This window comes from Amycolatopsis pittospori, from assembly GCF_013870525.1.
GTDB lineage: Bacteria > Actinomycetota > Actinomycetes > Mycobacteriales > Pseudonocardiaceae > Amycolatopsis > Amycolatopsis pittospori.
On the sequence record NZ_JACBXD010000019.1, the window covers coordinates 60,773 to 84,522 of the forward strand.

15 protein-coding genes are annotated in these 23,750 nt (G+C 70.6%); 11 read left to right on the top strand and 4 right to left on the bottom strand.

Going from position 1 to position 23,750, the window contains the following annotated elements:
- Positions 1-48 precede the first annotated feature (48 nt).
- From H5J31_RS13575 to H5J31_RS13585, 3 genes are read left to right on the top strand one after another with little or no spacing between them, the layout of a single operon-like run.
- Positions 49-1,524 (top strand): FAD-dependent monooxygenase, encoded by a 1,476-nt coding sequence (locus tag H5J31_RS13575; protein WP_181772895.1) that lies wholly within the window; start codon positions 49-51, stop codon positions 1,522-1,524.
- 51 nt (positions 1,525-1,575) lie between these two features.
- A complete protein-coding gene (locus tag H5J31_RS13580; RefSeq protein WP_181772896.1) occupies positions 1,576-2,781 on the top strand; it encodes an MFS transporter in 1,206 nt (401 codons plus the stop codon).
- Positions 2,782-2,837: 56 nt separating this feature from the next.
- A complete protein-coding gene (locus H5J31_RS13585) occupies positions 2,838-3,332 on the top strand; it encodes a TetR/AcrR family transcriptional regulator (protein ID WP_328701478.1) in 495 nt (164 codons plus the stop codon).
- Positions 3,333-3,372: 40 nt separating this feature from the next.
- On the opposite strand, the gene H5J31_RS13590 is transcribed toward H5J31_RS13585, so the two are convergent.
- Positions 3,373-4,338 carry an aldo/keto reductase gene (locus H5J31_RS13590; protein WP_181772897.1) on the bottom strand — a complete coding sequence of 322 codons (966 nt, stop codon included), beginning with the start codon at positions 4,336-4,338 and terminating at the stop codon, positions 3,373-3,375.
- 2 nt (positions 4,339-4,340) lie between these two features.
- On the bottom strand, positions 4,341-5,141 hold the full coding sequence (locus H5J31_RS13595) for an SDR family oxidoreductase (RefSeq protein WP_181772898.1): 801 nt from the start codon (positions 5,139-5,141) through the stop codon (positions 4,341-4,343).
- A gap of 301 nt (positions 5,142-5,442) precedes the next feature.
- Here H5J31_RS13595 and H5J31_RS13600 point away from each other — a divergent pair, with 301 nt between their 5' ends.
- Genes H5J31_RS13600 through H5J31_RS13620 form a run of 5 tightly spaced genes read left to right on the top strand, consistent with a single transcriptional unit; the run spans position 5,443 to position 18,092 of the window.
- Complete coding sequence (locus tag H5J31_RS13600) at positions 5,443-11,799, top strand: type I polyketide synthase (protein WP_181772899.1); 6,357 nt, start codon at positions 5,443-5,445, stop codon at positions 11,797-11,799.
- An 8-nt stretch (positions 11,800-11,807) separates the two neighbouring features.
- Positions 11,808-15,851 carry a beta-ketoacyl synthase N-terminal-like domain-containing protein gene (locus H5J31_RS40425; RefSeq protein WP_181772900.1) on the top strand — a complete coding sequence of 1,348 codons (4,044 nt, stop codon included), beginning with the start codon at positions 11,808-11,810 and terminating at the stop codon, positions 15,849-15,851.
- Positions 15,852-15,866: 15 nt separating this feature from the next.
- Positions 15,867-16,166 carry a phosphopantetheine-binding protein gene (locus H5J31_RS13610; RefSeq protein ID WP_181772901.1) on the top strand — a complete coding sequence of 100 codons (300 nt, stop codon included), beginning with the start codon at positions 15,867-15,869 and terminating at the stop codon, positions 16,164-16,166.
- Between the two features lie 4 nt (positions 16,167-16,170).
- Positions 16,171-16,956 carry an alpha/beta fold hydrolase gene (locus H5J31_RS13615; RefSeq protein ID WP_181772902.1) on the top strand — a complete coding sequence of 262 codons (786 nt, stop codon included), beginning with the start codon at positions 16,171-16,173 and terminating at the stop codon, positions 16,954-16,956.
- Positions 16,953-18,092, top strand: coding sequence for a glycosyltransferase (locus tag H5J31_RS13620; protein WP_181772903.1), 1,140 nt, complete (start codon positions 16,953-16,955; stop codon positions 18,090-18,092). The genes H5J31_RS13615 and H5J31_RS13620 overlap by 4 nt, the downstream gene beginning before the upstream one ends.
- A 129-nt stretch (positions 18,093-18,221) precedes the next feature.
- Here the strand turns inward: H5J31_RS13620 and H5J31_RS13625 are convergent, their stop codons facing one another.
- Positions 18,222-19,073: an ABC transporter permease gene (locus H5J31_RS13625; RefSeq protein ID WP_181772904.1), complete on the bottom strand. Its 852-nt coding sequence runs from the start codon at positions 19,071-19,073 to the stop codon at positions 18,222-18,224.
- Positions 19,070-20,014 (bottom strand): ATP-binding cassette domain-containing protein, encoded by a 945-nt coding sequence (locus tag H5J31_RS13630; protein ID WP_181772905.1) that lies wholly within the window; start codon positions 20,012-20,014, stop codon positions 19,070-19,072. Before H5J31_RS13630 ends, H5J31_RS13625 begins: the two co-directional genes overlap by 4 nt.
- Before the next feature lie 356 nt (positions 20,015-20,370).
- Here H5J31_RS13630 and H5J31_RS13635 point away from each other — a divergent pair, with 356 nt between their 5' ends.
- The 3 genes from H5J31_RS13635 to H5J31_RS13645 all read left to right on the top strand — a co-directional run bounded on the left by H5J31_RS13635 (position 20,371) and on the right by H5J31_RS13645 (position 23,750).
- Positions 20,371-21,963 carry a DUF6801 domain-containing protein gene (locus tag H5J31_RS13635; protein ID WP_181772906.1) on the top strand — a complete coding sequence of 531 codons (1,593 nt, stop codon included), beginning with the start codon at positions 20,371-20,373 and terminating at the stop codon, positions 21,961-21,963.
- 198 nt (positions 21,964-22,161) lie between these two features.
- A complete protein-coding gene (locus H5J31_RS13640) occupies positions 22,162-22,944 on the top strand; it encodes a hypothetical protein (protein WP_181772907.1) in 783 nt (260 codons plus the stop codon).
- Between the two features lie 2 nt (positions 22,945-22,946).
- Positions 22,947-23,750 carry an MlaE family ABC transporter permease gene (locus tag H5J31_RS13645; protein ID WP_181772908.1) on the top strand — a complete coding sequence of 268 codons (804 nt, stop codon included), beginning with the start codon at positions 22,947-22,949 and terminating at the stop codon, positions 23,748-23,750.

Here is a 23,750-nt window from a genome sequence, read left to right on the forward strand (position 1 = left end):
ATCTATCATATTTACAGCGTACATTTACGCTGTAAATACGGGGGTGTCGTGAACGACGTGCTCATCGTGGGCGGTGGACCGGTCGGCTTGCTGCTGGCCGGCGAGCTGCGGCTGGCCGGAGCCGATCCACTCGTCCTGGAAGCGGCGGACGGATCCGTGCGCCGCAAGCGGAGTTTCGGGCTGCGCGGTATCAACGGTCGGACCTCGCAGTCCTTGCGGCTTCGCGGGCTCACCGAGGTGCTGCGCGAGGCGCAGAGCGCGATGTTCGACGCGCTCGCGGTGAAGGGCGAGGCGGATGACACCGACGTCGCCCGAGGTCTCCTGCATCAGATGAAGAGGAATCGGGCCAGGGGGCATTTCGGCGGATTGCCGCTGATCGAGGAGGAAAGCGAGGTCCGGCCCGGCGCGGCCGGCGGGTTCATTCTCGAACAGCCCGTGCTGGAACGGATCCTGGCCGACTGGGCGGGCGGGCTTGGCGTCCGGATCCGCACGAACAGCGAAGTCGTCGACATCGTGCAGGAGGACTCGGCGGTCCGGGCGGTGCTCGCCGACGGCCGGACCGAGCGCGCCGCCTACCTGGTGGGCTGCGACGGCGGTCGCAGCGTCGTGCGCAAGCGGTCCGGGATCGCCTTCCCGGGAACGGACGCGACGATGACCGGACGGATCGCCTCGGCCGAACTCGCCGACCCCGGCGCGGTCCGGTCGTCGATGCATGGTCCCGGCGGCCTGGTGAACCTGTCGCTGGTGCCGGGGGAGATCTCCACCATCGAGTTCGACGGCGGCCCGGGCGACCGGGACGCACCGCTGACGGCGGCCGAGATGCAGGCGAGCATCCGCCGCGCCGGCGGCATCGACGTCACGGTGACCAGGCTGGACGACGGAATCCGCTACAGCGACAACACGCGTCAGGCGGTCACCTATCGGCAGGGGCGAGTGCTGCTGGCGGGTGACTCCGCGCATGTGCATTCGCCGATCGGCGGTCAAGGGCTGAACCTCGGCCTCCAGGACGCGATGAACCTCGGCTGGAAACTGGGTCTGGTCGTCCGCGGCGCGGCTCCGGAGTCCTTATTGGACACGTATACGGCCGAGCGGCATCCGGTGGGGGAGCGCGTGTTGCGCAACACCAGGGCGCAGGTCGCGTTGATGAGGCCCGGACCGCAGGGTGCCGCGCTGCGGGAAGTGCTCGCGGAGACGCTGGAGATCCCGGCGGCCAAACGGCATTTCATCGCGATGGCGAACGGGGTCGACGTCGACTACGCGCCGGACTCCGGGCATCCGCTGGTCGGACGGTTCGCCCCGGTGCCGGTGATGTCCGAAGACGGTCGCGCGCTCCTGGTGGGCGGCTCCGAGGAGATCCGTGCGGCCGTGAACGGCCGCGTCCGGGTCGTCGAGGACGACGTCGATCCGGACGCCTTCCTGGTCCGGCCGGACGGGTATGTCGCCTGGGCCGCTTCGGATGGCGGCACGACGGGATTGTCCGAAGCGCTGGAGCTCGTTGCGGGTCCGGGCGGGACGCGTGTATAAAGTGAAACGTCCGTTCAAAATGTAACGAGTGTTCAAGTTGTGAGGTGCGCCGTGGCAGGCCAGTACCGTGAGCTGTTCTCCGCGAAGGGGTCTCTCGCCTTCTCCGCGGCGGGCCTGGTCGCCAGGATCCCGGTCCCCATGATGGGGATCGGGATCATCACCATGCTGTCCCAGACGCGGGGTGACTTCGGCCTCGCGGGGCTGGTCTCGGCGGCGTTCACGGTGTCCATGGCGCTGCTCGGCCCGCAGGTCTCGCGACTGGTCGATCGCCGGGGGCAGGGCCGGATCCTGGTGCCGGTGACCGGGATCAGCGTGATGGCGCTCGGCGCACTGCTGCTCTGCGCCCGATTCGGGGCGCCGGCCTGGACGCTGTACGTGTTCGCCGTCCTCGGCGGGTTCATGCCCAGCATGGCGGCGATGGTCCGCGCCCGCTGGTCGCGGCTGTACCGCGATTCGCCCCGCCTGCACACCGCGTTCTCGCTGGAATCGGTGGTCGACGAGCTGACGTTCGTCATCGGTCCCGCGTTGTCGGTGGCGTTGTGCACCGTCCTCTTCCCCGAAGCCGGGCCGTTGGTCGCCGTCGTGTTCCTCGCCGTCGGCGTACTGCTGTTCGTCGCACAGCGTGAGACGGAACCGCCGATCCTCCCGGCGAGCGAGTCCTCCGGGGGCTCGGCGATCCGGCTGGGGGCGGTGCGGGTGCTCGTGCTGACGCTGATGGCGGGCGGTGTCATCGTCGGAACCGTCGACGTCGTCAGTGTCGCGTTCGCCCAGCACGTCGGAGCGCCCGCGGCGGCGGGGATCGTCGTTTCGGTCTACGCGGTGGGATCCGCGATCTCCGGGCTGGTGTTCGGAACGCTCAAGGTGGCCATGCCGCCGGCCCGGCAGCTCCTGGCCGGTACGGCGGGAACGGCCGCGAGCGCGGTGCCGCTGCTGGTCGTGGACGGCATCGTGGGCCTGTGCGTGGTGGTGTTCGTCGCCGGATTGTTCTTCTCTCCCACGATGATCGTGGTGATGGGCATGATCGAGAAGATCGTCCCGGCGGAGAAACTGACCGAGGGGATGACGTGGGCGATCACCGGGCTCAGCATCGGCGTCGCGCTCGGTGCGGCGTTGTCGGGAGAGGTCGTCGACCGCTTCGGGCCGGACGGCGGATTCGTCGTCGCGGTGGTCGCGGGCGGCTTGATCGTCCTGATCGCGCTGCTCTCGTATCCTCTGCTGAGCACGGAGGTGCGTGAGAGGACGGAGGTGGCCTGCTGAACGAGCCGAGCACCGACGGCCGCCTGGCCAAAGGTGAGCAACGGAAACGGGAACTGATCGAGGCCACCCTGCGGATCGTCGCGAGAGACGGGGTGTCGGGGGTCAGCCACCGCACGGTCGCGCGCGAGGCGGGTCTGCCCGCGACCGCGGCCGCGTACCACTTCCAGGGCATCGAAGACCTGCTGACCGCCGCGCTCACCCGGTGCATGGACGAGGACGCCGAGCGGATGCGGGTCCTGGCCGCCGAAACCGGCGGCGACGGCCTGCGGAAGTTCGCCGTCCTGATGGCCGAGGTGGTCACCGCGCCCGGGCATCTGCTGGCGGAATACGAGCTGTACCTGCTGGCCGCGCGGGAGCCGAAGCTCCGCGAGTCGACCGATCGCTGGCTTGCGGCCTTGGCAGGCTTCGCGCGCCGGCACACGGACGATCCGGTGCGGGTCGAGATGCTCGTCGGACTCGTGGACGGATTGCTGCTGCAAGGTCTGCTCCGCGACGACCCTCCGACCGCGGAACGGTTCGAGGCCATCCTGCGGACCGCACTGGGGTCGTGAGTGGCGATTCGGGTTCTAACCCGAATCGCCACTCACGACGTCAGAGGGTCGCGGGTGGTGACCAGGTCAGCCTCGGATCGGTCTGCACGAAACTGCCCAGCAGCGCGTCGATCCGGGTCAGCGCGTCGAGGTCCAGCACCACGCCGGACGCCTTCGCGTTCTCGGTCACCTGCTCGGCGCTGCTCGCGCCGGTGACCACCGAGGCGACGGTGTTGTGCTGCAACGTCCACGCGAGCGCGAGCTGGGCCATGGTCAGTCCGGCCTCGTCGGCGACGCCGCGCAGCATGCCGACGCGGTCGAGCAGATCCGGCAGGAGCAGCGGCCGCGCCTCGCGGGCGACGTCCGCCCGTGAGCCGGGCGGGATGTGGCCGGGGGTGTACTTCCCGGTCAGGACACCTTGCGCGAGAGCGACCGACGCGAACTGGCCGATGCCCGAACGTTCGCACACCGGCATCACCTGCGCCTCGGCCACCCGCCACAGCATCGAATAGTGCGGCTGGTTGGCGATGAGCGGGACGCCGTACCGATCGGCGATCGGCCGGGCTTCCAGCAACTGCTCCGCGGTCCACTCCGCGGTGCCGACGTAGAGGATCTTCCCTTGGCGCACCAGATCCGACAGCGCGAGGAACGTTTCGTCGAGCGGGGTGCGGTAGTCGAACCGCAGCAACTGGTAGACGTCGATGTGGTCGGCACCCAGTCTCCGGAGCGAGCCGTGCAGGGACGTGGTCAGGTGCTTGCGGCTGAGGCCGGCGTCGTTGGCGCCCGGGCCCTCGGGCCAGAAGACCCCGGTGCACAGCACGAGATCGTCGCGGCGGGCCGGGGCCAGTGCCGTGGCGAGGTTCTCCTCGGCGGCACCGCCGTCCCAGGCCGCGGCGGTGTGGAACGTCGTGATGCCCGCGTCGAGTGCCGCTTCGACGCACTCCGCGCCGTCGCGATGCGTGAGCCAGTTGCCGTACGAGATCTCGCTGACGGACAACCCGCTCGCGCCGAGCCTGCGGTACTCCATGTTCACCCCTTCCGTGCGCCGGTTTCGAGGATGGTGCGGTCGATCCATTCGTCGAGGCCCGCCGCCTTGCGCGCGTAGGTCTCCCGCACCGATTCGTGGGGCAGGATCAGGAACTCCTCCGACGCCAGCCCGTGCACCACGGACTCCGCGACGTCCTCCGGTTCCAGCAGCGGCGCCGCGGCCGCGATCGCGAGCGCGGCCGGATGGCCGGCGGCGATCCCCGGTTCCAGCAGCGCGGTCCGGACGCCGAGCGGGCACAGCGCGCTGACGCGGACCCCGCGCGGCCGGTAGGTGATCGCCAGCCACTCGGCGAGCCCGACGGCGGCGTGCTTCGTCACCGAGTACGGCGCGTCGCCGGGCGTGCCGAGCAGGCCCGCGCCCGAAGCCGTGATCAGCAGGTATCCCTGACCGCGGCTCAGCATCGCGGGGAGCGCGACCTGGGCGGCGTGCACATGCTGCATGACGTTGATCGCCCACGATCGCGACCACTGCTCGTCGGCGGCGTGGACCCCGGTGCCGAACGCGGCCCCGGCGTTGGAGCAGAACAGATCCACCGGTCCGAACTCGGTCCGCGCGTCGTTCACCAGCATCTTCAAGTCCTGTTTGGACGCCGCGTCGGCCCGGCGCGCGACAGCGGCGCCCCCGGCGGCGGTGATGCCCGCGACGACGGCTTCGGCCGCGTCGATGTCGAGGTCGGAGACCACCACTCCGGCGGCGCCCTCGGCGGCGAACCGCCGGGCCATGGCGGCGCCGATACCGTGTGCCGCGCCGGTCAGCACGACGACTCGTCCTGTCACTTCCACATGCGCTCCATGATTGATTCGACTGCTCTCGATGACAATTCTTCTGTTTTGTTATGCGGGTGAGCAATGCTTTGCGTAAATCTGCAATGCGTATGATAAAAGTGCAGGTCAGAGGCGTGTTCTGACTGTGTCGACATATTTGTTTCCGGCGCCGGACTTTAGCATGCGTTACCTTGTTTTCCGAGTTTTCCCGCAAGAGTATTGCGCTCTCTGCGGCAAGTAGGTTATTTCTTGGGAATCCCGCTGAAGATCGCCGAACCCGGCGAGGTTCGACCAGCCCAGCCGAACAGGAGGTCCGCCGGTGACTCATGCGACGGCGCGCACGCGGGTACTCGGCGTCAACCCGATCGGACGTCCCGATCCGGGGCTGGCGTCCGCCGTCGCCCGGGGCGGCGGCCTCGGGGTCCTCGACATCGGGGACACCCGGTCCATAGTGGACGGACGATTCCCGTTCGCGGTCCGGATCCCGGCGGGCCGGACCGCGCGGGCGGAGGAGATCCGGGAAAGCGGCGCGGAACTCGTCCTGCTCGCCGAAGGAGCGGTTTGGCAGGGCAAGGCCGAGGGACCCGTGCTGGCCGAGGTGACCGGCGTCGAGCAGGCCGCCCGGATGCTCGGCGCCGGCGCCTCGGCTCTGGTCGCCAGGGGTGCCGAGGCGGGTGGCTCCGAACTCACCACGTTCGTGCTGCTCCAGCGGCTGCTGGAGCGGTTCGGTGACGACGTTCCGGTGTGGGCGTACGGCGGCATCGGTCCGCGGACGGCCGTCGCCGCGATCGCCGGTGGCGCGGCCGGTGTGGTGCTCGACGGTCTCGGTCTCTTCGCCGAGGCCGACGTGCCCGCCGCGGCCAGGAACGATCTCGCCAGGGCCGACGGCGGCCTCGCGACACTGTTCGCGAACCGGTACGAAGACGCGGAAAGCGCTGTCAGGTCGGTGGTGCGTGCTTTGGCCGCGCCGGCGTCGGTGAGCCCTGCCGAGCAGGGCGCTCGCCTGTGCCGCACCCTCGGAACCGGCCTGGCGGTCGTGCAGGGGCCGATGACGCGGGTGAGCGACCAGCCCGGCTTCGCGGCGTCGGTCGCCGCTCACGACGGATTCCCGTTCGTCGCGGTGGCCACCGCGAACGGTGCCAAGACCACCGAACTGCTCGGCCGCACCGCCGAAGCGCTCGGTGAACGGCCGTGGGGCGCGGGTATCCTCGGCTTCGTCCCGGAGGCCCTGCGTGCCGAACAACTCGCGGCGGTGCGGGCGGCGCGTCCGCGCTGCGTGCTGATCGCGGGCGGGAAACCCGCACAGGCCAAGGCACTCGAAGCCGACGGGATCGCGACCTTCCTCCACGTGCCTTCGCCGATCCTGCTGCGCCAGTTCCTGGACGCCGGGGTCCGCCGGTTCGTCTTCGAGGGCGCCGAATGCGGCGGGCATATCGGCCCGCGGTCGAGTTTCGTGCTGTGGGAACAGCAACTGGACGTCCTGCGCGAGCACGGCGCCTCGGACGTCGAGGTGCTGTTCGCGGGCGGTGTCCACGACGCCCGATCCGCCGCCATGATCGCGGCGATGGCGGAACCCCTGGCGGCGCGGGGCGCGGGGATCGGCGTCCTGATGGGCACCGCGTACCTGTTCACCGAGGAAGCCGTGACCTATGGCGCCATCACCGGGCTCTTCCAGGAGCGGGTGATCGATGCCCGGTCCACGGTCACCCTGGAAACCGCGCCCGGACACCTCACCCGCTGCCTGCCCAGCCCGTACACCGACGAGTTCGACGCCCTGAAGGCCGGGCTCCGCGCGGACGGCGTCCCGCCCCAGGAAAGCTGGCAGCGGCTGGAGGAGCTGAACACCGGACGGCTGCGGATCGCGAGCAAGGGGGTCCGGCGCGAGGGCGACGCTCTCGTCGAGGTCGGCGATCGGACGCAGCTCGCCGAGGGCATGTACATGGCGGGCCAGGTGACGGTCCTGCGCGAGGAGCGCACGGACATCGCCGCCCTGCACCGCGATGTCACCGAAGGCGCGGCGAAACTCCTCTCCGCTCAGGCACCTGGCGAAGCGTCCGTTGTGGACGGTGACGTCGCTATCGTCGGTATGGCGTGCGTGTTCCCCGGGGCGCCCGACCTGCCCGCCTTCTGGTCCAACGTCCTGCACGGCGCCGACGCGGTCACCGAGGTGCCGGATCGCCGCTGGGACAAGGATGTCTACGCCGGCCGGTCGACGTCCAAGTGGGGCGGTTTCCTGCCCGCGGTGGACTTCGACCCGCTTTCCTTCGGTATCCCGCCGAAGTCGATGGGCAGCATCGACCCGGCTCAACTCGTGTCGCTCCAGATGGCGCGGCGCGCCCTGGAAGACGCGGGCTACGGCGAAGGCGGTTTCGACCGCGAGCGAACCAGTGTCATCTTCGGTGCCGAAGCCGGAGGAGACCTGGCCAACGCCGGAGTCCTCCGCGCGCTGCTGCCCAGTTACCTCGAAGACGTTCCGGAGGAACTGCTCGCGCAGTTGCCGGAGCTGACCGAGGATTCGTTCCCCGGCACGCTCGCCAACGTCATCTCCGGCCGTATCGCGAACCGGCTCGACCTCGGCGGCACCAACTACACCGTGGACGCCGCATGCGGATCTTCGCTGGCGGCGCTGGATCTCGCGGTGAAGGAACTGCGCTCGGGCACCAGCGGGATGGTGCTGTGCGGGGCCGTCGATCTGCACAACGGCATCAACGACTACCTCATGTTCACCTCCGCGGGCGCGCTGTCGCCGACCGGGCGGTGCCGTCCGTTCGACGCGGCGGCGGACGGGATCGCGCTCGGCGAGGGCGTCGCGTGTCTCGTGCTGAAGCGGCGAGCCGACGCCGAACGCGACGGTGACCGGGTCTACGCCGTGGTCAAGGGGGTCGGGGCGGCCAGCGACGGCAAGGCTCTCGGTCTCACCGCGCCGCGCCCCGAGGGACAGCGGCGGGCACTGGAGCGGGCCTACCGCGACGCCGGGGTCTCGCCGGCGGACGTCTCGCTGGTCGAAGCGCACGGCACCGGCACTGTCGTCGGCGACGCCACCGAACTGACCACGCTCACCGAGTTCTTCCTCGACGCGGGCGCCGAACCGGGCGCGTGCGCGCTGGGCTCGGTGAAGAGCCAGATCGGGCATACGAAATGCGCCGCGGGGCTGGCCGGGCTGATGAAGGCGGCGCTGGCGCTGTGGCACGAGGTCGTGCCGCCCACGCTGCATCTGAGCAGGCCGAACCCCGCCTGGGACGCCGAGCGCAGTCCCTTCACCTTCTCCACCGGCGCCCGGCCGACGCCGGTTCCGCGCGGACGCGAGTTCGCCGGCGTGAGCGCGTTCGGGTTCGGTGGGACCAATTTCCACGCGGTACTGGCGGCGCCCGGGGTGTCGCCGGACCGGCGCCACGGGCCGCGCGACTGGGACGCCGAACTGTTCCTGCTCCGCGGTTCCGATGTGGACAGCGCTCGGGCGGCGCTGCGAGATCTCCTCTCGGCCAACGAAGGCCGCCCGCTCCGGGAACTCGCCGCCCTCGCCGCCGAACGTGGCGGCACGGAACCGGTGCGGCTCGCGGTCGTCGCCGGTGACCTCGCGGAACTGCGGGAGGCCGCCGAGGGAACGGGCGGGCTCATCACCGAGAACACTGAGAACACCGAGACCGGCGTGGTCGCGTTCCTGTTCCCCGGGCAGGGCAGCCAGCGGACCGGCATGCTGGCCGACCTCTTCGTGCATTTCCCGGAGCTGGCCGACGTCCTGCGACTCGCCCCCGACGTCGCCGCGACCACCTTCCCACCGCGCGCGTTCTCCGACGAGACGCGGGCGGCGCAGGACGAGGCGCTGAGGGACACCCGCGTCGCGCAGCCGGCGCTCGGGCTCGTCGAGTCTGCCGTCTGCCGTCTGCTCGACGACCTCGGCGTCCGGCCGGATCTGCTGGCCGGGCACAGCTACGGCGAGCTGGCCGCGCTGTCGGTCGCCGGTGCCTTCGACACCCCGACGCTGGTCGCGCTCAGCCGGGCCAGGGCCCGCTCGATCGCCGAAGTCGCCGGCGCCGACCCGGGAGCGATGGCCGCGGTGAAGACCTCCCGCGAGAAACTGGCCGCCGCCTTCGACCGTCCCGACGTCGTGCTGGCCAACCACAACGGACCCGAGCAGACCGTCCTTTCCGGCCCCACGGCCGCGATCGAGGACGCCGTCCGCGCACTGCGGGAACAGGGGATCGGCGCCAAACGGATCCCGGTCGCGTGTGCCTTCCACAGTCCGCTGGTGGCCGGGGCGAGCGACGTCTTCGCCGTCGACCTCGACAACGCCGAGATCGGCGAGCCAGGCCTGCCGGTGTGGTCGAACCGCACCGCCCGGCCGTACGGACCCGGGAAGGTGCGGGCCGAGCTGGCCGCGCAGATCGGCGCGCCGGTGCGGTTCGTCGACCTGATCGAGGATATGTACTCGGTCGGCGCCCGGACGTTCGTCGAGGCGGGGCCCGGTCAGGTGCTTTCCCGGCTGGCCAAGGAGATCCTCGGCGACCGGCCGTACACCGTGGTCGCCTGCGACCCCGGCGGCCCGGGTCTGCGGGGCTTCCTCACCGCGCTCGCGCGGCTGGCGCTGACCGGGGTCGACGTGCGCGCCGAACGGCTCTTCCGCGGCCGCGTCCGTGTCGGTCCGCTCCCCGCACCCGCCTGGACCGTGGACGGCCAGACCGTCCGCGCGCCCGGTGGCGAGGTCCCCGCCCATGGGCTCCTGCCCGCCCGACGAATCCCGAGGACGACCATGAACCAGCCCGCGCCCGGTCGTGACCAGGCCGTCGTCGAATTCCTCCGCACCAGCCGCGAACTGCTGGCGGCGCAACGGGACGTGATGCTGGGATACCTCGGCACCGCGCCGCCCGCCGCCCCGGCCCCGGCTCCGGTCGCGCCGGTGCTGCTGCCACCGGCCGAGGTTTCGGTCGTGAGCGCGCCGGCGGCGGCCCCGGCACCTGGGGAACCCGCCCCCGAAACCGCCGTCTCGGACGTCCTCGGCACCGTGATCGGCGCGATCAGCGAACGCACCGGCTACCCGGCCGAGATGATCGACGCCGATCTCGACCTGGAAGCGGATCTTTCCATCGACTCGATCAAGCGCACCGAAATCGCGGGTTCACTGCTGGGCAAGCTCGGCCTCACCGGCCGGGTGCACGACGACGCCCAGGACCAGCTCAGCCGCGACCGGACGGCGAGCGCGTTGGCGGCTCGGCTGCGGAAGTGGCTCGAACCGGCGGCTCCGGTCACCGTGACCCCGGTGCCCGTCGAGGCCCCGGCGGGCCGCGCGCCCGGCCGGTACCTGCTCGGTCGGGTTCCGGCGCCGCTCGGGACGCCCGATCTCACCCGGGTCGTCGGCAGGTCGGTCGTGGTGAGCTTCGAACCCGGCCAGGAGGAACTGGCCGAGTCGGTCCAGGCGGTGTTCGCCGAGGCGGGCGCGACACCGGCGGACGAGGGGAAAGCCGACAGTGCCGAAGTCGTCGTCGTGCTGAACCCGTTGTCGGACGCCGAAGAACCGGTCGCCGCGCAGGTCTTCGGGCTGATCAAGGCGGCCGAGGGCACGGTGGTCGTGGTGGCCCGGCCGGGTGCCGGGCACACCGCCGGGCTGCGCGGCCTGCTCCGGGCCGCGGCCCGGGAGCGGAGTGAACCGACGAGGCTCGTCGAGCTGGAGTCCACGGTGGACCTCGCGCGGATAGTGCTGGAGGAGGTGATCGCCGAAGGACCGGCGGCGGTGCGGTATGACACCGCCGGCCGCGCGACGTTCGAGCCGTCGGCCGGCTCCCTCGGCTCGATCGCCTACGCGGGCGCGGGTCCCGACGGCGGTGAGACCAAGGCGCTCGGACTCGGCGCGGATTCGGTGCTGCTGCTGATCGGCGGCGCCCGCGGGATCACCGCGCGGGCCGCGATCGCACTGGCGGCGAGCGGCTGCCGGATCGAACTGGCCGGGCGCACGCCGTGGCCCGCCGAACCCGGCGACGAGGATCTGCCCGGCGACGCCCAGGGGATGCGCTCGGTGCTGGCGGCACGCGGCGGTTCCCTGGTGGACATCGAACGCCGGGTGCGGACGGTGCTGGCCCAGCGCGAGATCGCCAGGACACTCGACGAGATCGGCAAGGCCGGCGGCACCGCGGCCTACCGGTCCCTGGACGTCCGTGACGGTGCCGCCGTCCGGCAGGTGGTGAAGGATCTGCACACCCGCTACGGCCGGATCGACGGCGTCGTCCACGCGGCCGGGGTGATCGACGACAAACTCATGGCGGACAAGGACGAACACTCCTTCCGCACGGTCTACGGGACCAAAGTGGACGGAGCCCGGGCACTGCTCGACGCGCTTGAGCACTTCGGCGTCCGGCCCGGATTCGTCACGTTCTTCGGCAGTATCGCCGCGGTACTGGGGAACCGCGGGCAGACCGACTACGCCGCCGCGAACGACGCGCTGGAGACGCTGGGCGCGCAGTGGGCGGACCGCACCGGCTGCCGCGCGCTGACCGTCCACTGGGGACCGTGGGCCCCTTCGGACGACCACGCGGGCATGGTTTCGCCGGAGCTCGCGCGTGAATACGAGCGCCGCGAAGTCGCGCTGATCGATCCGGACGAGGGCACCGCCGCCCTCCTGCGTGAGCTGGCCTACGGCCCGGCCGACGTCCGCTCCGTGCTGTACACGGCATCACTGTGGTGAGCCAAGGCGTGGTGAACCAGGAGCCCGTCGCGATCGTCGGCCTGGGCGTGCACCTGCCCGGTGCGTCCACCGTGGACGAGTATTGGCGGAACATCGTTTCCGGCACCGACGCGATCACCGAGATCCCGCCGCACCGGTGGGATCCGAGTTTCCACGACGGCGACGGCCGCACTCCCGACCGTACCTACGGGCGGCGCGGCGGTTTCGTCGCGGACAGCCTGGAGTTCGACGCCGCCGCGCTCGGCATCGCGCCCAGCTCCGTCGCCGGGATGGAGCCGGATCAGCTGGTCGCGCTGGCCGTGGCCGCGTCGGCGGTCGACGACGCCGGTGGCGTGCGGCGGCTGGGCGATCTCGAACGCGTCGGCGTCATCCTCGGCCGGGGCGGCTATCTCTCACCCGGGCTGCAGCGGTTCGAACAGCGTGTCCGGTCGGTCCGCCAGATCACCGGCACCGTACGGGAACTCCTGCCGTCGGCGAGCCCGGAGGTGCTCGGCCGGCTGCGGGACGCGTTGCTGGAACCGCTCGGCGAGTTCCGGCCCGACACCGCGATCGGGCTGGTACCGAACCTCGCCGCGTCGCGTGTGGCCAACCGGCTCGACCTCGGCGGGCCCGCGTACACGGTGGACGCCGCTTGCGCGTCCTCGTTGCTGGCCGTGGACCAGGCGATCGGGGAACTCGCGCGGCGCCGCTGCGACGTCGTCCTGGCCGGCGGTGTGCACCATTGCCACGACGACACGCTGTGGTCGATGTTCACGCAGCTCGGCGCGCTCTCGCCGAGTCAGCGGATCAGCCCGTTCTCGCGGGACGCGGACGGCCTCCTGATCGGCGAGGGCACCGCGATCGTGGTGCTCAAACGGTTCTACGACGCGCGCCGGGACGGCGACCGGGTCTACGCCGTACTGCGTGGTTCGGGGACATCGAGCGACGGCAAGGGCGCGAGCCTGCTCAGCCCGGCCGTGTCCGGGCAGATCCTGGCGCTGCGCCGCGCGTGGGCGTCGGCCGGTCTCGATCCCGCCGCGCCCGGTTCGCTCGGCCTGCTGGAGGCGCACGGGACCGCGACGCCCACCGGGGACGCGGCCGAACTCGCCACCCTCGCCGAGGTGTTCGGCCCACCCGACGGACCTCGCGCCGTGATCGGTGCGGTCAAGGCGATGATCGGGCACACCATGCCGACCGCCGGCGCCGCCGGACTGGTCAAAGCGGCGCTGGCGCTGCACCACGCCGTCCTGCCACCGGCCCTGAACTGCGCGGATCCGAGTCCGCTGCTGGACAAGACCAGGTTTCGGACGCTGTCCGAAGCCGAACCGTGGGCGGCGGGCGAGGTGCCGCGCCGGGCCGCGGTCAACGCCTTCGGTTTCGGCGGGGTCAACGCGCATGTGGTGCTGGAGGAGGCCGATCCGGCGCCCGCACGGCCGCGCCGGGCCAAGGTGACCGGGGAACCGGAGCGGATCCTGCGGCTCGCGGCGGCCACGCCCGGCGGTCTCCGCGCCTTGCTCGATCGCGGAGCCCAGGAGTCCGGAGGACAGGGACCCTGCCGCATCGGGATCGTCGGACCGACCGAGAAACGTATCGAGGTCGCGCGGAGGGTGCTCGCGAAGGTCGCGGCCGAAGGCAAGTCCTGGCACGGCCCGAACGACATCTGGTGCAGCATGTCGCCCTTGCTGGAGCAGGACGGCGCGAAGACCGCGTTCGTCTATCCGGGCCTCGAAGCGGACGCGGAACCGCGCTGCGCCGACGTCGCCCGGCATTTCGGCCTCGACCGGCCGGAGTGGTCGACCACGAGCGTGCTTTCCCGCGCGTCGAGCGTTTCCCAGGTCGGCCTGCTGCTCGACACCGCGCTGCGACGGCTCGCGATCGCCCCGGATCTGCTCGCCGGGCACAGCGTGGGCGAGTGGACCGCCATGCAGGCCGCCGGAATGTACCCAGGACGGTCCACAGAGGACTTGTTGAACCGCTACTGGCCGCAGGGCTTCACCTTGCCGGACGCCGAGTTCCTGGTGCTCGGCTGTTCCGCGGAGCGCGCGGCAGGGCTGCTCGACGCCGAGCCGGAACTGATGATCTCCCATGAGAACGCGCCACGTCAGACGATCGTCTGCGGTGATCCGGCGGCCGCGTCCCGGCTCGCCCGGCTCTGCACCCAGCACGGCATCGTCGCGAGGACACTGCCGTTCCGGTCCGGCTTCCACACCCCGCTGATGCGCTCGCGGCTCGGCCCGTTCACCCGCCTCGCGGCGGAACTGGAGCTGAAGGCGCCGCGTGTCCCGGTGTGGTCGGCGACCACCGCGCGGCCGTATCCCGCGTCGCCGGTGGAGGTCCGCGAGCTGTACCTGGCCCATCTGGTGCGCAAGGTCCGGTTCCGGGAACTCGTCGACGCGCTCTACGCCGACGGCGCCCGCGTGTTCGTGCAGGCGGGCGCCGGTCAGGTCGGTTCCTTCGTGGCGGACACGCTGGGGGACCGGCCGCATCTGGTGATCGCGGCGTCGTCCGGTACGCGGACGGGCCTCGCCCAGTTGCGCCGGGTCGCCACCGCGGTCTGGGTCGAGGGTGGACGGCCGTCGTTCGACGCGCTGGAACCACGCCGGACCCGGATCGACACCGCGGGCGCGCTGCTCTCGGTCTCCGACGAGGTCAAGGGCATGTTCGAAGGCACTGGTGAGGTGCCCGAGCTGGGCGAAGGGGTGCCGGACGCGATCGTCGCGGAGTTCAGCGCGTTGCTCGCCGAGACTCGGCAAGCCGCGGCGAGTGTCGTCAACGCGGCCGCCCGGCGCGCCGCCGAGTCCACCGTGGACGTCTCGCTCGCGGCCATGCCGTATCTGGTGGACCACCGTTTCTTCCGGCAGCGTGAGGGCTGGCCGGAAGAGGCGGACTTCCGCCCGACCGTACCCGCGACGACACTGATCGCCATGGCCTGCCGGGCCGCCGAGCGGGCTTGGCCGGGAATGATCGCGACCGGCGTGGCGAACGCGGCGTTCTCCCGCTGGCTGATCGCGGCTCCCGCCCAGCGCGTACCGCTCTCGATGACGCGCGAAGGGAACCGCATCAGTGTCCAGATCGGACCACACGCCAGCATGGACGTCCAGCTGGCACAGCGGTATCCCACCGCGCCGCGGCCTTCGCCGCTGCCGGGACCGGAGACCGCGCCACCGCTGACCGCCGCCGAGATCTACTCGCGCCGGGAGATGTTCCACGGCCCGGCGTATCAGGGGCTGGCCCGGCTGATCGGCCTCGGCGAACGGCATATCCGCGGCGATCTCGTCGTGCCTTCGGCGCCCGGCGCGCTGCTGGACAACGTCGGCCAGCTGCTGGGCTGCTGGCTGATGGCGACCAAGGCGGACGCGCTGCTCGCCTTCCCGACGTCGATGGGCCGGATCACCTGGTTCGGCCCCGAACCGGCGCCGGGGACGTCGCTGCGGTGCGTGGTCCGGGTCCGGCTGCCCCGGCCGGACGTGCTGGAGATGGACGCCGAACTGGTGCGCGACGGCGCCGTGCTGGCCCGGATCGAACAATGGCGCGACATCCGCTTCCCGTGCGACCGCGCCGCACACCGGGTCTACGCGTTCCCGGACGCGCACCGGCTTTCCGAGGAGCACCAAGGGGCTTGGACGCTGGTCACCGACCGCTGGCCGAGTCCGGCCGCACGCGACATCTACGCCGGCGTCCACCTCGGTTCGGAGGAACGCGCCGAGTTCGCCGCCTGTGCCCCGAGGCGGCAGCGTGGCTGGCTGCTGGAACGGATCGCGATCAAGGACGCCGTCCGCGCACGGCTGGCCGCCGAGGGCGTCGACGGGATCTATCCGGCCGAGATCCGCGTGAGCGCCGACGGCAGGACGGTGTCCGGGAAGCACGGCAGGGTGTTGCCGGATCTGGTCGCGGCGGTCGCCGTCGCGAAGACCGGGGACCTCGCCGTCGCACTCGTCCGTGACGCGACCGAGCCGCCGCCCCGGATCGCCGTCCGCGCCGAGGGCGATCTGGCGGGGCTGGCCGAGGAAATCGGCCCAGGGGTGGAGTTCGCCGGGACAGCCGGGCACGTCGTGGCCTGGAACCGCGGGTAGGAACAGGAGCAGAGCATGACCATCGAACAGCACAGCCCGGCCTCCGTCTTCGGCACCGTGGCCGAGTTGCTCAGAGAGCTGGTCGGTGACACCGACGTACTGGGCATCGAGATCACCCCGGAGACCACCTTCCACGAGGACCTCCAGCTGGAGAGCATCGACCTGGTGACCTTCGCGAGCATCCTCGCCGAGTTCTTCGGCGCCGACGTCAACCTCGCGGAGTTCCTGGCGGAGAAGGACCTCGACGACGTGATCGGACTGCGCGTCGGCGACATCGCGGACTACGTGGCCGCGCGCCTCGGCGAACGGGGCTGACCCGGTGCCGACGATGACCGTCAACGGGCTGCGCACGAACGTGCAGCTCGTGCCCGGCGGGGGTACGGAGACCGTGGTGTTCCTGCACGGGATGGGGACCGACAGCCTGGCGAGTTTCTACCTCACGCTGGCCCCGCCGGTCGCCGCCGCCGGCGTGGACGTGATCAGCTACGACCTGCGCGGGCACGGCAAGACCGAACGCCCCGAACGCGGGTACACGATCGCGGATTTCATGGCCGACCTCGACGACCTGCTGTCCCAGCTCGATCTGGACCGGCCGGTCCACCTGGTGGGCAACAGTTTCGGCGGCACTCTCGCCTACAGCTACGCCGTCGCGAAACCGGATCGCGTGCGCAGCATCGTCTGCATCGAGTCGGAGCCCGCGACCGAGTCGTGGGCCGACAAGATGGCGCGGATCCTCGAACACACCGTGCGGTTCCTCAAGGTCGAGGAAAGCTTCGACTGGATCGAGGCCAACTACAGCGCCCATCACCGGCGGCTCGCGAGAATGGCGGCCGAGCGGATCATGGCGACGTCGATGGCCGAAGAGGTCCCGCTCGGCCCGTTGCTGACGCTGGACCAGGTCGCGGGGATCGACTGCCCGGTACTGTCCATTTTGGGCAGTCACGGGTACCAGGCCGACGATCTGAACGCGTTGACGTCCTTGCTGCCTCGCGGTGAGTTGCACGTGTTCGAGGGGCAGGGGCATTCGGTCCTCGTCGAGCAGCACCGCGAGGTGCGGGAGCTGCTTCTGAACTGGATCGCCCGGCACGGGAGGCCACGCGGATGAGCCGTTTCCTGCTGGTCGTCCCACCGCTGACCGGACATGTGGCGCCGTTGCGCGCCGTCGCCACCGAACTGGTGGACCGCGGGCACGACGTCGCCTGGTGCGGACCGGAGCCCTCCACGTCGGAACTGACTCGGGCGGGCCGGGTGTACGCGGCCGGGGACGCGCTGGAGTTCGCCGTCGAGCGACGTCCCGAGGGTTTGCGGGGTTTCGCGGCGTTGAAGTTCCTCTGGGAGCAGTACCTCGTCCCGCTCGCCGACGCGATGGTGCCCGGGGTCGAGAAGGCCGTCGCCGACTTCCGGCCCGACGTCGTGATCACCGATCAGCAGGCCTTCGCGGGCGCCCTGGTGGCGAGCCGCCGCGGCCTGCCGTGGGTGACTTCGGCGTCGACGTCGACCGAACTCGGCGACCCGCTGGGCGCCATGCCGAAGATCGCCGCCTGGGTCGGCAAGCTGCAGGAAGAGCTCCGTGACCGGCACCGGGTTTCCTGCGGTGACCTGCGCTTCTCACCGGATCTCGTGCTCGCCTTCACCACCGTGACCTTGACGGGCCCGATCGCCGACGCCGGCGCTGTCCGGTTCGTCGGTCCGGCACTGGCTCCCGCTCCGCCGGTGGGCTTCCCGTGGCATCGGCTCGACGGCCGTCCGCTCGTGCTCGTCACCCTCGGCACCGCCAACGCCGCACTCGGCCGCCGCTTCCTGTCCGAATGCGTCGACGCCCTCGCCGGGATGCCTGAAGTGCAAGGGCTGGTCGTCGATCCGGGTGGCGAACTGTTCAGCGAAGACGTGCTGCTGGCCAAACGGATTCCGCAGGCGGAAGTGGTGCGGAAGGCGGCCGCGGTGATCTGCCACGGCGGGCACAACACCGTCAGCGAGACCCTCGCGTCCGGGCTGCCGCTGGTGATCGCCCCGATCCGGGACGACCAGTCGATGCTGGCGCAGCAGGTCGAGGCGGCGGGCGCGGGGCTACGACTGCGGTTCGACCGCGTGAAGGCGCCCGACATCCGCCGCACGATCACGGACGTCCTGACCGAGCCCGCCTACGCCGCGGCGGCCGCGCGGGTGCGGGCTTCGTTCGCGGCGGCCGGGGGAGTCGTGGCCGCCGTGGACCACGTGGAGTCCCTGCCGCACAAGGGCTGACCCGGACCAGGCGCGCCAAGACTCGCGTGTTGCGAAAGCCACTTTCGCAACCTTCAACGTTGCGAAAGTGGCTTTCGCAACGTCCAGGATGACGCGCGGTCGGGAACGGCGCGTGGGCCTGCCGTCCGGTCACCTCGGCGAGGTCTCCCGGGGTGAGCGGAACGTCCTCGCCGCGATCCACCCGCCCGCGAGCGCCGCCACCGCCGCGATCCCGAGCGACACCGGGATCGACCAGCCGGACGGCCGTCCGAGCGCGAGCGCCCTCGTCGCGTCGATGGCGTAGGTCAGCGGGTTGATCGCCGAGACCACCCGCAGCCAGGTGGGCATGGTGTCGAGCGGCATGTAGGCGCTGGACGAGAACATCAGCGGGAACATGACCACGAAGGACGCCATCTGCAGCGTTTCGGCCTTGCGCAGCCAGGTCGTGATGGCGACGAAGATCCAGCTCAGGCACCAGCCGACGACGAGTGTCAGCAGAAGTGCCGCGGTGACACCGAAAACGCCGCCGGTGGGCCGGAATCCGAGCAGCACCACACTCGCGAACGCGGTCACGAGCAACTGCACGCCGAGCCGGGCGGAGTCGGAGATGGTCCTGGCGACCAGGACGGCGGACAGACTGATCGGCAGGCAGCGCAGGCGTCCGGTGAATCCACTGTAGATCTCCGCGAGCAGGCCGGCGCCGGAACTCATCGCCGTCGTCATCGCGATGTTCACCAGCGTCGCCGGGACGAGGAAGTTCACGTAACCCTGATAGGCCGCGACGCCGGGCAGGGTGCTGACGCCGTTGAAGACCTGGCTGAACAGCAGGAGCAGCACGATCGGCTGCAGGAGCCCGAAGAACACCAGCCGCCTGTCCCCGAACGCCGTCTTCAGCGAACGCCCCGCGAGGACTCGGACCTGGGTGGCGAACGTGCTCGGCGGCCAGGCCGCCGGATCGGTCAGCCTCACCGGTGACGGCGCGCGGTGGCGTGCTTCGGTCATGACGGGACCGCCGGATTCCGGTGCAGGGAAAGGTAGACGTCGTCGAGCGTGGGTTCGGCGACGGTGAGGTCCTTCATCGGCGCGCCCGCCGCGTCGAGCGCGCGGACCAGCATGGTGATGTCGGAGGGCCCGGACAGCGCGACGGCGACCACGAGCCCGGAGGCCGACGCCGTGCAGTGCATGCCGAGCCGGTGCAACGCGGCCAGGGCCCGGCGGCTGGCCAGGTCGGTGCCGAAGGTCAGGGTCGCGGTCCGTTCCCCGAGGCGGGCCTTCAATTCCGACGGCCGCCCGGAAACCGTGACGTGGCCCAGCCCCAGCACGATGACGGTGTCCGCCAACCGGTCGGCCTCCTCGAGGTACTGGGTGGTGAGCACGACCGTGGTGCCTCGGGCGGCTAGCCGTTCGACGCCGTCCCAGAGTCCCGCGCGACTGAGCGGGTCGAGGCCGGTCGTCGGCTCGTCGAGGAAGAGGACCTCGGGGGAGCCGACCAGTCCCGCCGCCAGGTCGAGCCGCCGCCGCATCCCGCCGGAGTACGTCCGCGCGGGACGGTCCGCGGCGTCGTCGAGCCCGAACATGGCGAGCAGTTCGGCCGAGCGCGCTCTCGCTTGACGCCGGTCCGCGCCCAGCAGTCGCGCGACGAGTTCGAGATTGCCCCGGCCCGACAACGCGTCGTCGACCGCCGCGAACTGGCCGGTGACCCCGATCCGCTTCCGGACGTGGCGCCCGGCGCGGACGACGTCGAAACCGCAGACCTTCGCGTTGCCGCCGCTCGGTTTGACGCGGGTGCTGAGGATGTCGATCAGCGTCGTCTTCCCGGCGCCGTTGTGGCCGAGTACCGCGAGCACGGTGCCGCGGCCGACGCGAAGATCGACGCCGGCGAGGGCCGTCACCTCACCGTAGGTCTTGGCGAGGCCGGTCACCTCGATGGCAGCCTGCTCCATCGCCACTCCCTGGGATCGGTCCGCCGAACGTACCGAGGTATTCGGTACGGCCGCAATGAACGCGCACGGACTCAGGACGCGCGTGACAATTCCGGTTGGCGCACACCGCATGCGCGTCACAAGAATTCGCGGTTGACAGTTCTGCTCGGCAGTCTGTTGACCCGGGTGACAAAAAGGGGTTCCGGCGGGTGCCGATGCCAGTCTATTCGAAGGCCGACCTCACCCGGATGACAAAGAAACGGGTCGGCATTCGGGGTCCTTGCCGGTGGTGGGGGCCACAGGTAATTTACCGCTTCCGTGGCCTGCCCGTTTCGGTTGTGTCACGCAATTTCTCCGATTCCCCGGGAGTGACCGTTGTGAAGTTCCCACAGAAACTGAAGTCGAAAAGATCCGTGCAGGCCTTGGCCGCCGGCACGGTGGCCGCCGTCGCGGCCACCCTGGGCATCGCCGGGGCGGGCTTGAGCGAGGCGGCGCCCGCGTCGCTGACGCTGAAGTACACCTGCCCGTTCCCGTTGATCGGTGACCAGACCCTGGTCGTGAAGATCGACACCGTCCTGCCGGACGACGCCGTGGCCGGGAAGACGTCCACCCCGATCACGTTCGACGTCGACGTCACCGTCCCGGCGGACGCGACCGCGGGACTCGCGCTGGTCGGCGCGACCACGATCGAAGGCAGCGCCAAGGCCGCCGCGGTGCTGAAGTACCCGGTCGACAAGACCCTGAACCTCGGCCTGCCGCTGGCCATCCCGGTGACGCCGGTGCCCGAGTCGGGCGATTTCCACGTCAAGACGAGCGGTAAGGCGCCCGCCGTCACCTTCCCCAGCGCGGGCACCGCGTCGGTCACGGTGGGGAACTTCGCCACCACCATGACCCCGAAGAACGCGCAGGGGCAGCCGACCGACCTCGGCACCTTCACCTCGGACTGCGTCGTCCAGCCCGGCCAGAACCAGCTGCTGGGGACGTTCGACATCAAACCCGCCGGTGGTGGCACGACGACGCCGACCACCCCCACCACGGAGCCGACGCCGACGACGGAGCCGACCCCGACGACGGAACCGACCCCGACGACGGAACCGACCCCGACCACGGAGCCGACTCCCACGACGGAACCGACTCCCACCACCGAGCCGACTCCGACGACCGAGCCGACGCCCACGACTCAGCCGACGCCGACCACAGAGCCGACGCCGACGACGGAACCGACTCCGACCACGGAGCCCACTCCGACGACCGAGCCGACGCCGACGACTCAGCCGACGCCGACGACGGAACCGACGCCGACGACCGAGCCCACTCCGACCACGGAGCCGACCCCGACCACTCAGCCGACGCCGACGACCGAGCCGACGCCGACGACGGAACCGACTCCCACCACGGAGCCGACGCCGACGACCCAGCCGACGAGCCCGACGACGGTGCCGACCACGACGCAGCCGCCGGGCGACACGAAGATCACCTACGGCGTGAAGGGCAAGACCACCATCGCCGGGCTGAACGCGAAGCTGCCGCTCGGTCCCGGCGAGTTCAGCGCGAAGCTGAACGCCCAGTCGGGCAAGTTCACCGGACAGCTGTCGCTGCCGCCGTCGTCGGTGCAGTTCCGTTTCCTCGGCTTCTTCCCGGCCTCGGCGACGGTGAAGATCAAGCAGGTCGGTGACGTGGCGGGCACCGTCACGGCCGGTGCGGTCAAGGCCGACGCGAAGGCCGACGTCAACCTGCTCGCGGTGCGGCTCTTCGGGTTCCCGATCATGGCGAGCTCGTCGTGCCAGACCGCCCAGCCGGCGAACATCCCGCTGGTCTCCGCACACGGCTTCAATCCGCTGAAGGGCGGCAAGCTGACGGCGGAGTACAAACTGCCGCAGTTCCGCGGCTGTGGTCTGCTGACCCCGATGATCAGCGCGATGGTCTCCGGGGACGGGAACAGCCTGGAAGTGAACCTCACCAAGAAGTAGGGCGAACCTCGTGAGTGGCGATTCGGGTTAGAACACGAATCGCCACTCACGACCCCCACTCCCAAACCGTCACGCGCATAACAACATTTCGCCCGCTCGAAACCGGATTCGAGCATTGCTTGTTTCCCTGATCTTCCGCCAGTAGCGTGCTGCACAAGTTGGCCGTTCGGCCGGAGAAGTAGAAGTGAGGAAGCCCGAATGTCAGTGATGACCGGGCGCGTTCTGCGCGCCTTCCTGCTCCCGGCGGTGCTGGGGCTGGGGGCGCTTTCACTGGCTTCCGCCTCGTCCGCCGACCCGGCACGAACACAGCAGGCGGTTCAGCAGGAAACACCCGCCGGACCGGTGGCCGCCGCCGGGCTCCCGTTCGGCTTCTACGTCGGCGACGACCAGCAGCCCACGACGAGCCACGTCGCCAAACTGGGCTCCGACATCACTTTCCCGCAGGGCCGGTTCGACGGCGCGCTCCAAGGTCTTTCGGGCCGGGTGCCGATCACCGGCAAGCTCGCCATCCCGGTGACGTCGAGCTACTTCGTGTCCTTCCGGTTCATGCCCGCCACGGGCACGGTCGAACTGGTCCCGGACGGCGACGCCACCGGCACCGTCGAGGTGAGGACCGGCGCCACGACCAACTGCAAATCCGTCGGCACCAACCTCTGCGGTGATTCCGACGTCACGTCGAAGATGTTCATCAAGTTGTCGGACGTCAAAGTGGACGGTAGGCCTCTCGAAGTCGGCCCGAACTGCCGGACCGCGCAATCGGTCGCGGTGAACATCAAGGCGCTGATGCCGCTCGGATTCCCCGCCCCGCCGGTCAAGGCCACCAGCACCTTCACGACGCCGGGATTCACCGGCTGCGGTGTGCGTGAGGACCTGAGCCCGCTGCTCACCGGCCTGGTCTCCGGGCCGGGCAACACGTTGGTCACCCACCTCAGGCTGCGCTGCGTCGGTTCGGGCCCGCCCCCCAACGGATGTGGGAGCTGACCATGACCAATCCCGTCGCCCTGCTCGCCCGTGCCCCGGAGAAGATCGCCGCCGGGCTGCGCGAATTCGGCCGGATGTGCGCCATGGGCCTCGACGTCATCCTCGCGATGTTCCGCCGCCCGGTGCAGGTCCGCGAGTTCGTGCAGCAGTTCTGGTTCATCGCCAGTGTTTCGATCATGCCGGCGATCCTGGTCTCGATCCCGTTCGGCGCGGTGATCTCGCTCCAGCTCGGCTCGCTCACCAGCCAGATCGGCGCACAGCAGTTCAACGGCGCGGCGAGTGTGCTGGCGGTCGTGCAGCAGGCGAGCCCGATCGTGACGACGCTGATCATCTCCGGTGCGGGCGGTTCGGCGATCTGCGCTGATCTCGGGGCCCGGTCGATCCGAGAGGAGATCGACGCGATGGAGGTGCTCGGCGTCTCGCCGATCCACCGGCTCATCGTGCCGAGGGTGCTGGCCGCCATCGGGGTTTCGGTCCTGCTGAACGGTTTGGTCAGCGTCGTCGGCGTGCTCGGCGGCTACTTCTTCAACGTGATCGTGCAGGGCGGGACGCCGGGCGCGTATCTCGCGAGCTTCAACGCGCTGGCCCAGTTGCCCGACCTCGTGGTCAGCTCGATCAAGGCGTTCATCTTCGGTTTCCTCGCCGGTGTCGTCGCCTCCTATCGGGGGCTGAACCCCAAGGGCGGCCCCAAGGGTGTCGGCGACGTCGTCAACCAGTCGGTGGTGATCACGTTCCTGCTCCTGTTCTTCGTCAACACCATCCTGACCGCGCTGTACCTGCAGCTCGTCCCCGCGAAGGGAACCTGA

Excerpts from the sequence above, each read along its gene's own strand:
- H5J31_RS13640 (WP_181772907.1), top strand. The coding sequence starts at position 22,162 with ATGTCAGTGATGACCGGGCGCGTTCTGCGCGCCTTCCTGCTCCCGGCG.
- H5J31_RS13645 (WP_181772908.1), top strand. The coding sequence starts at position 22,947 with ATGACCAATCCCGTCGCCCTGCTCGCCCGTGCCCCGGAGAAGATCGCC.
- H5J31_RS13590 (WP_181772897.1), bottom strand. The coding sequence starts at position 4,338 with ATGGAGTACCGCAGGCTCGGCGCGAGCGGGTTGTCCGTCAGCGAGATC.
- H5J31_RS13625 (WP_181772904.1), bottom strand. The coding sequence starts at position 19,073 with ATGACCGAAGCACGCCACCGCGCGCCGTCACCGGTGAGGCTGACCGAT.
- H5J31_RS13630 (WP_181772905.1), bottom strand. The coding sequence starts at position 20,014 with ATGGAGCAGGCTGCCATCGAGGTGACCGGCCTCGCCAAGACCTACGGT.
- H5J31_RS13620 (WP_181772903.1), top strand. The coding sequence starts at position 16,953 with ATGAGCCGTTTCCTGCTGGTCGTCCCACCGCTGACCGGACATGTGGCG.
- H5J31_RS13610 (WP_181772901.1), top strand. The coding sequence starts at position 15,867 with ATGACCATCGAACAGCACAGCCCGGCCTCCGTCTTCGGCACCGTGGCC.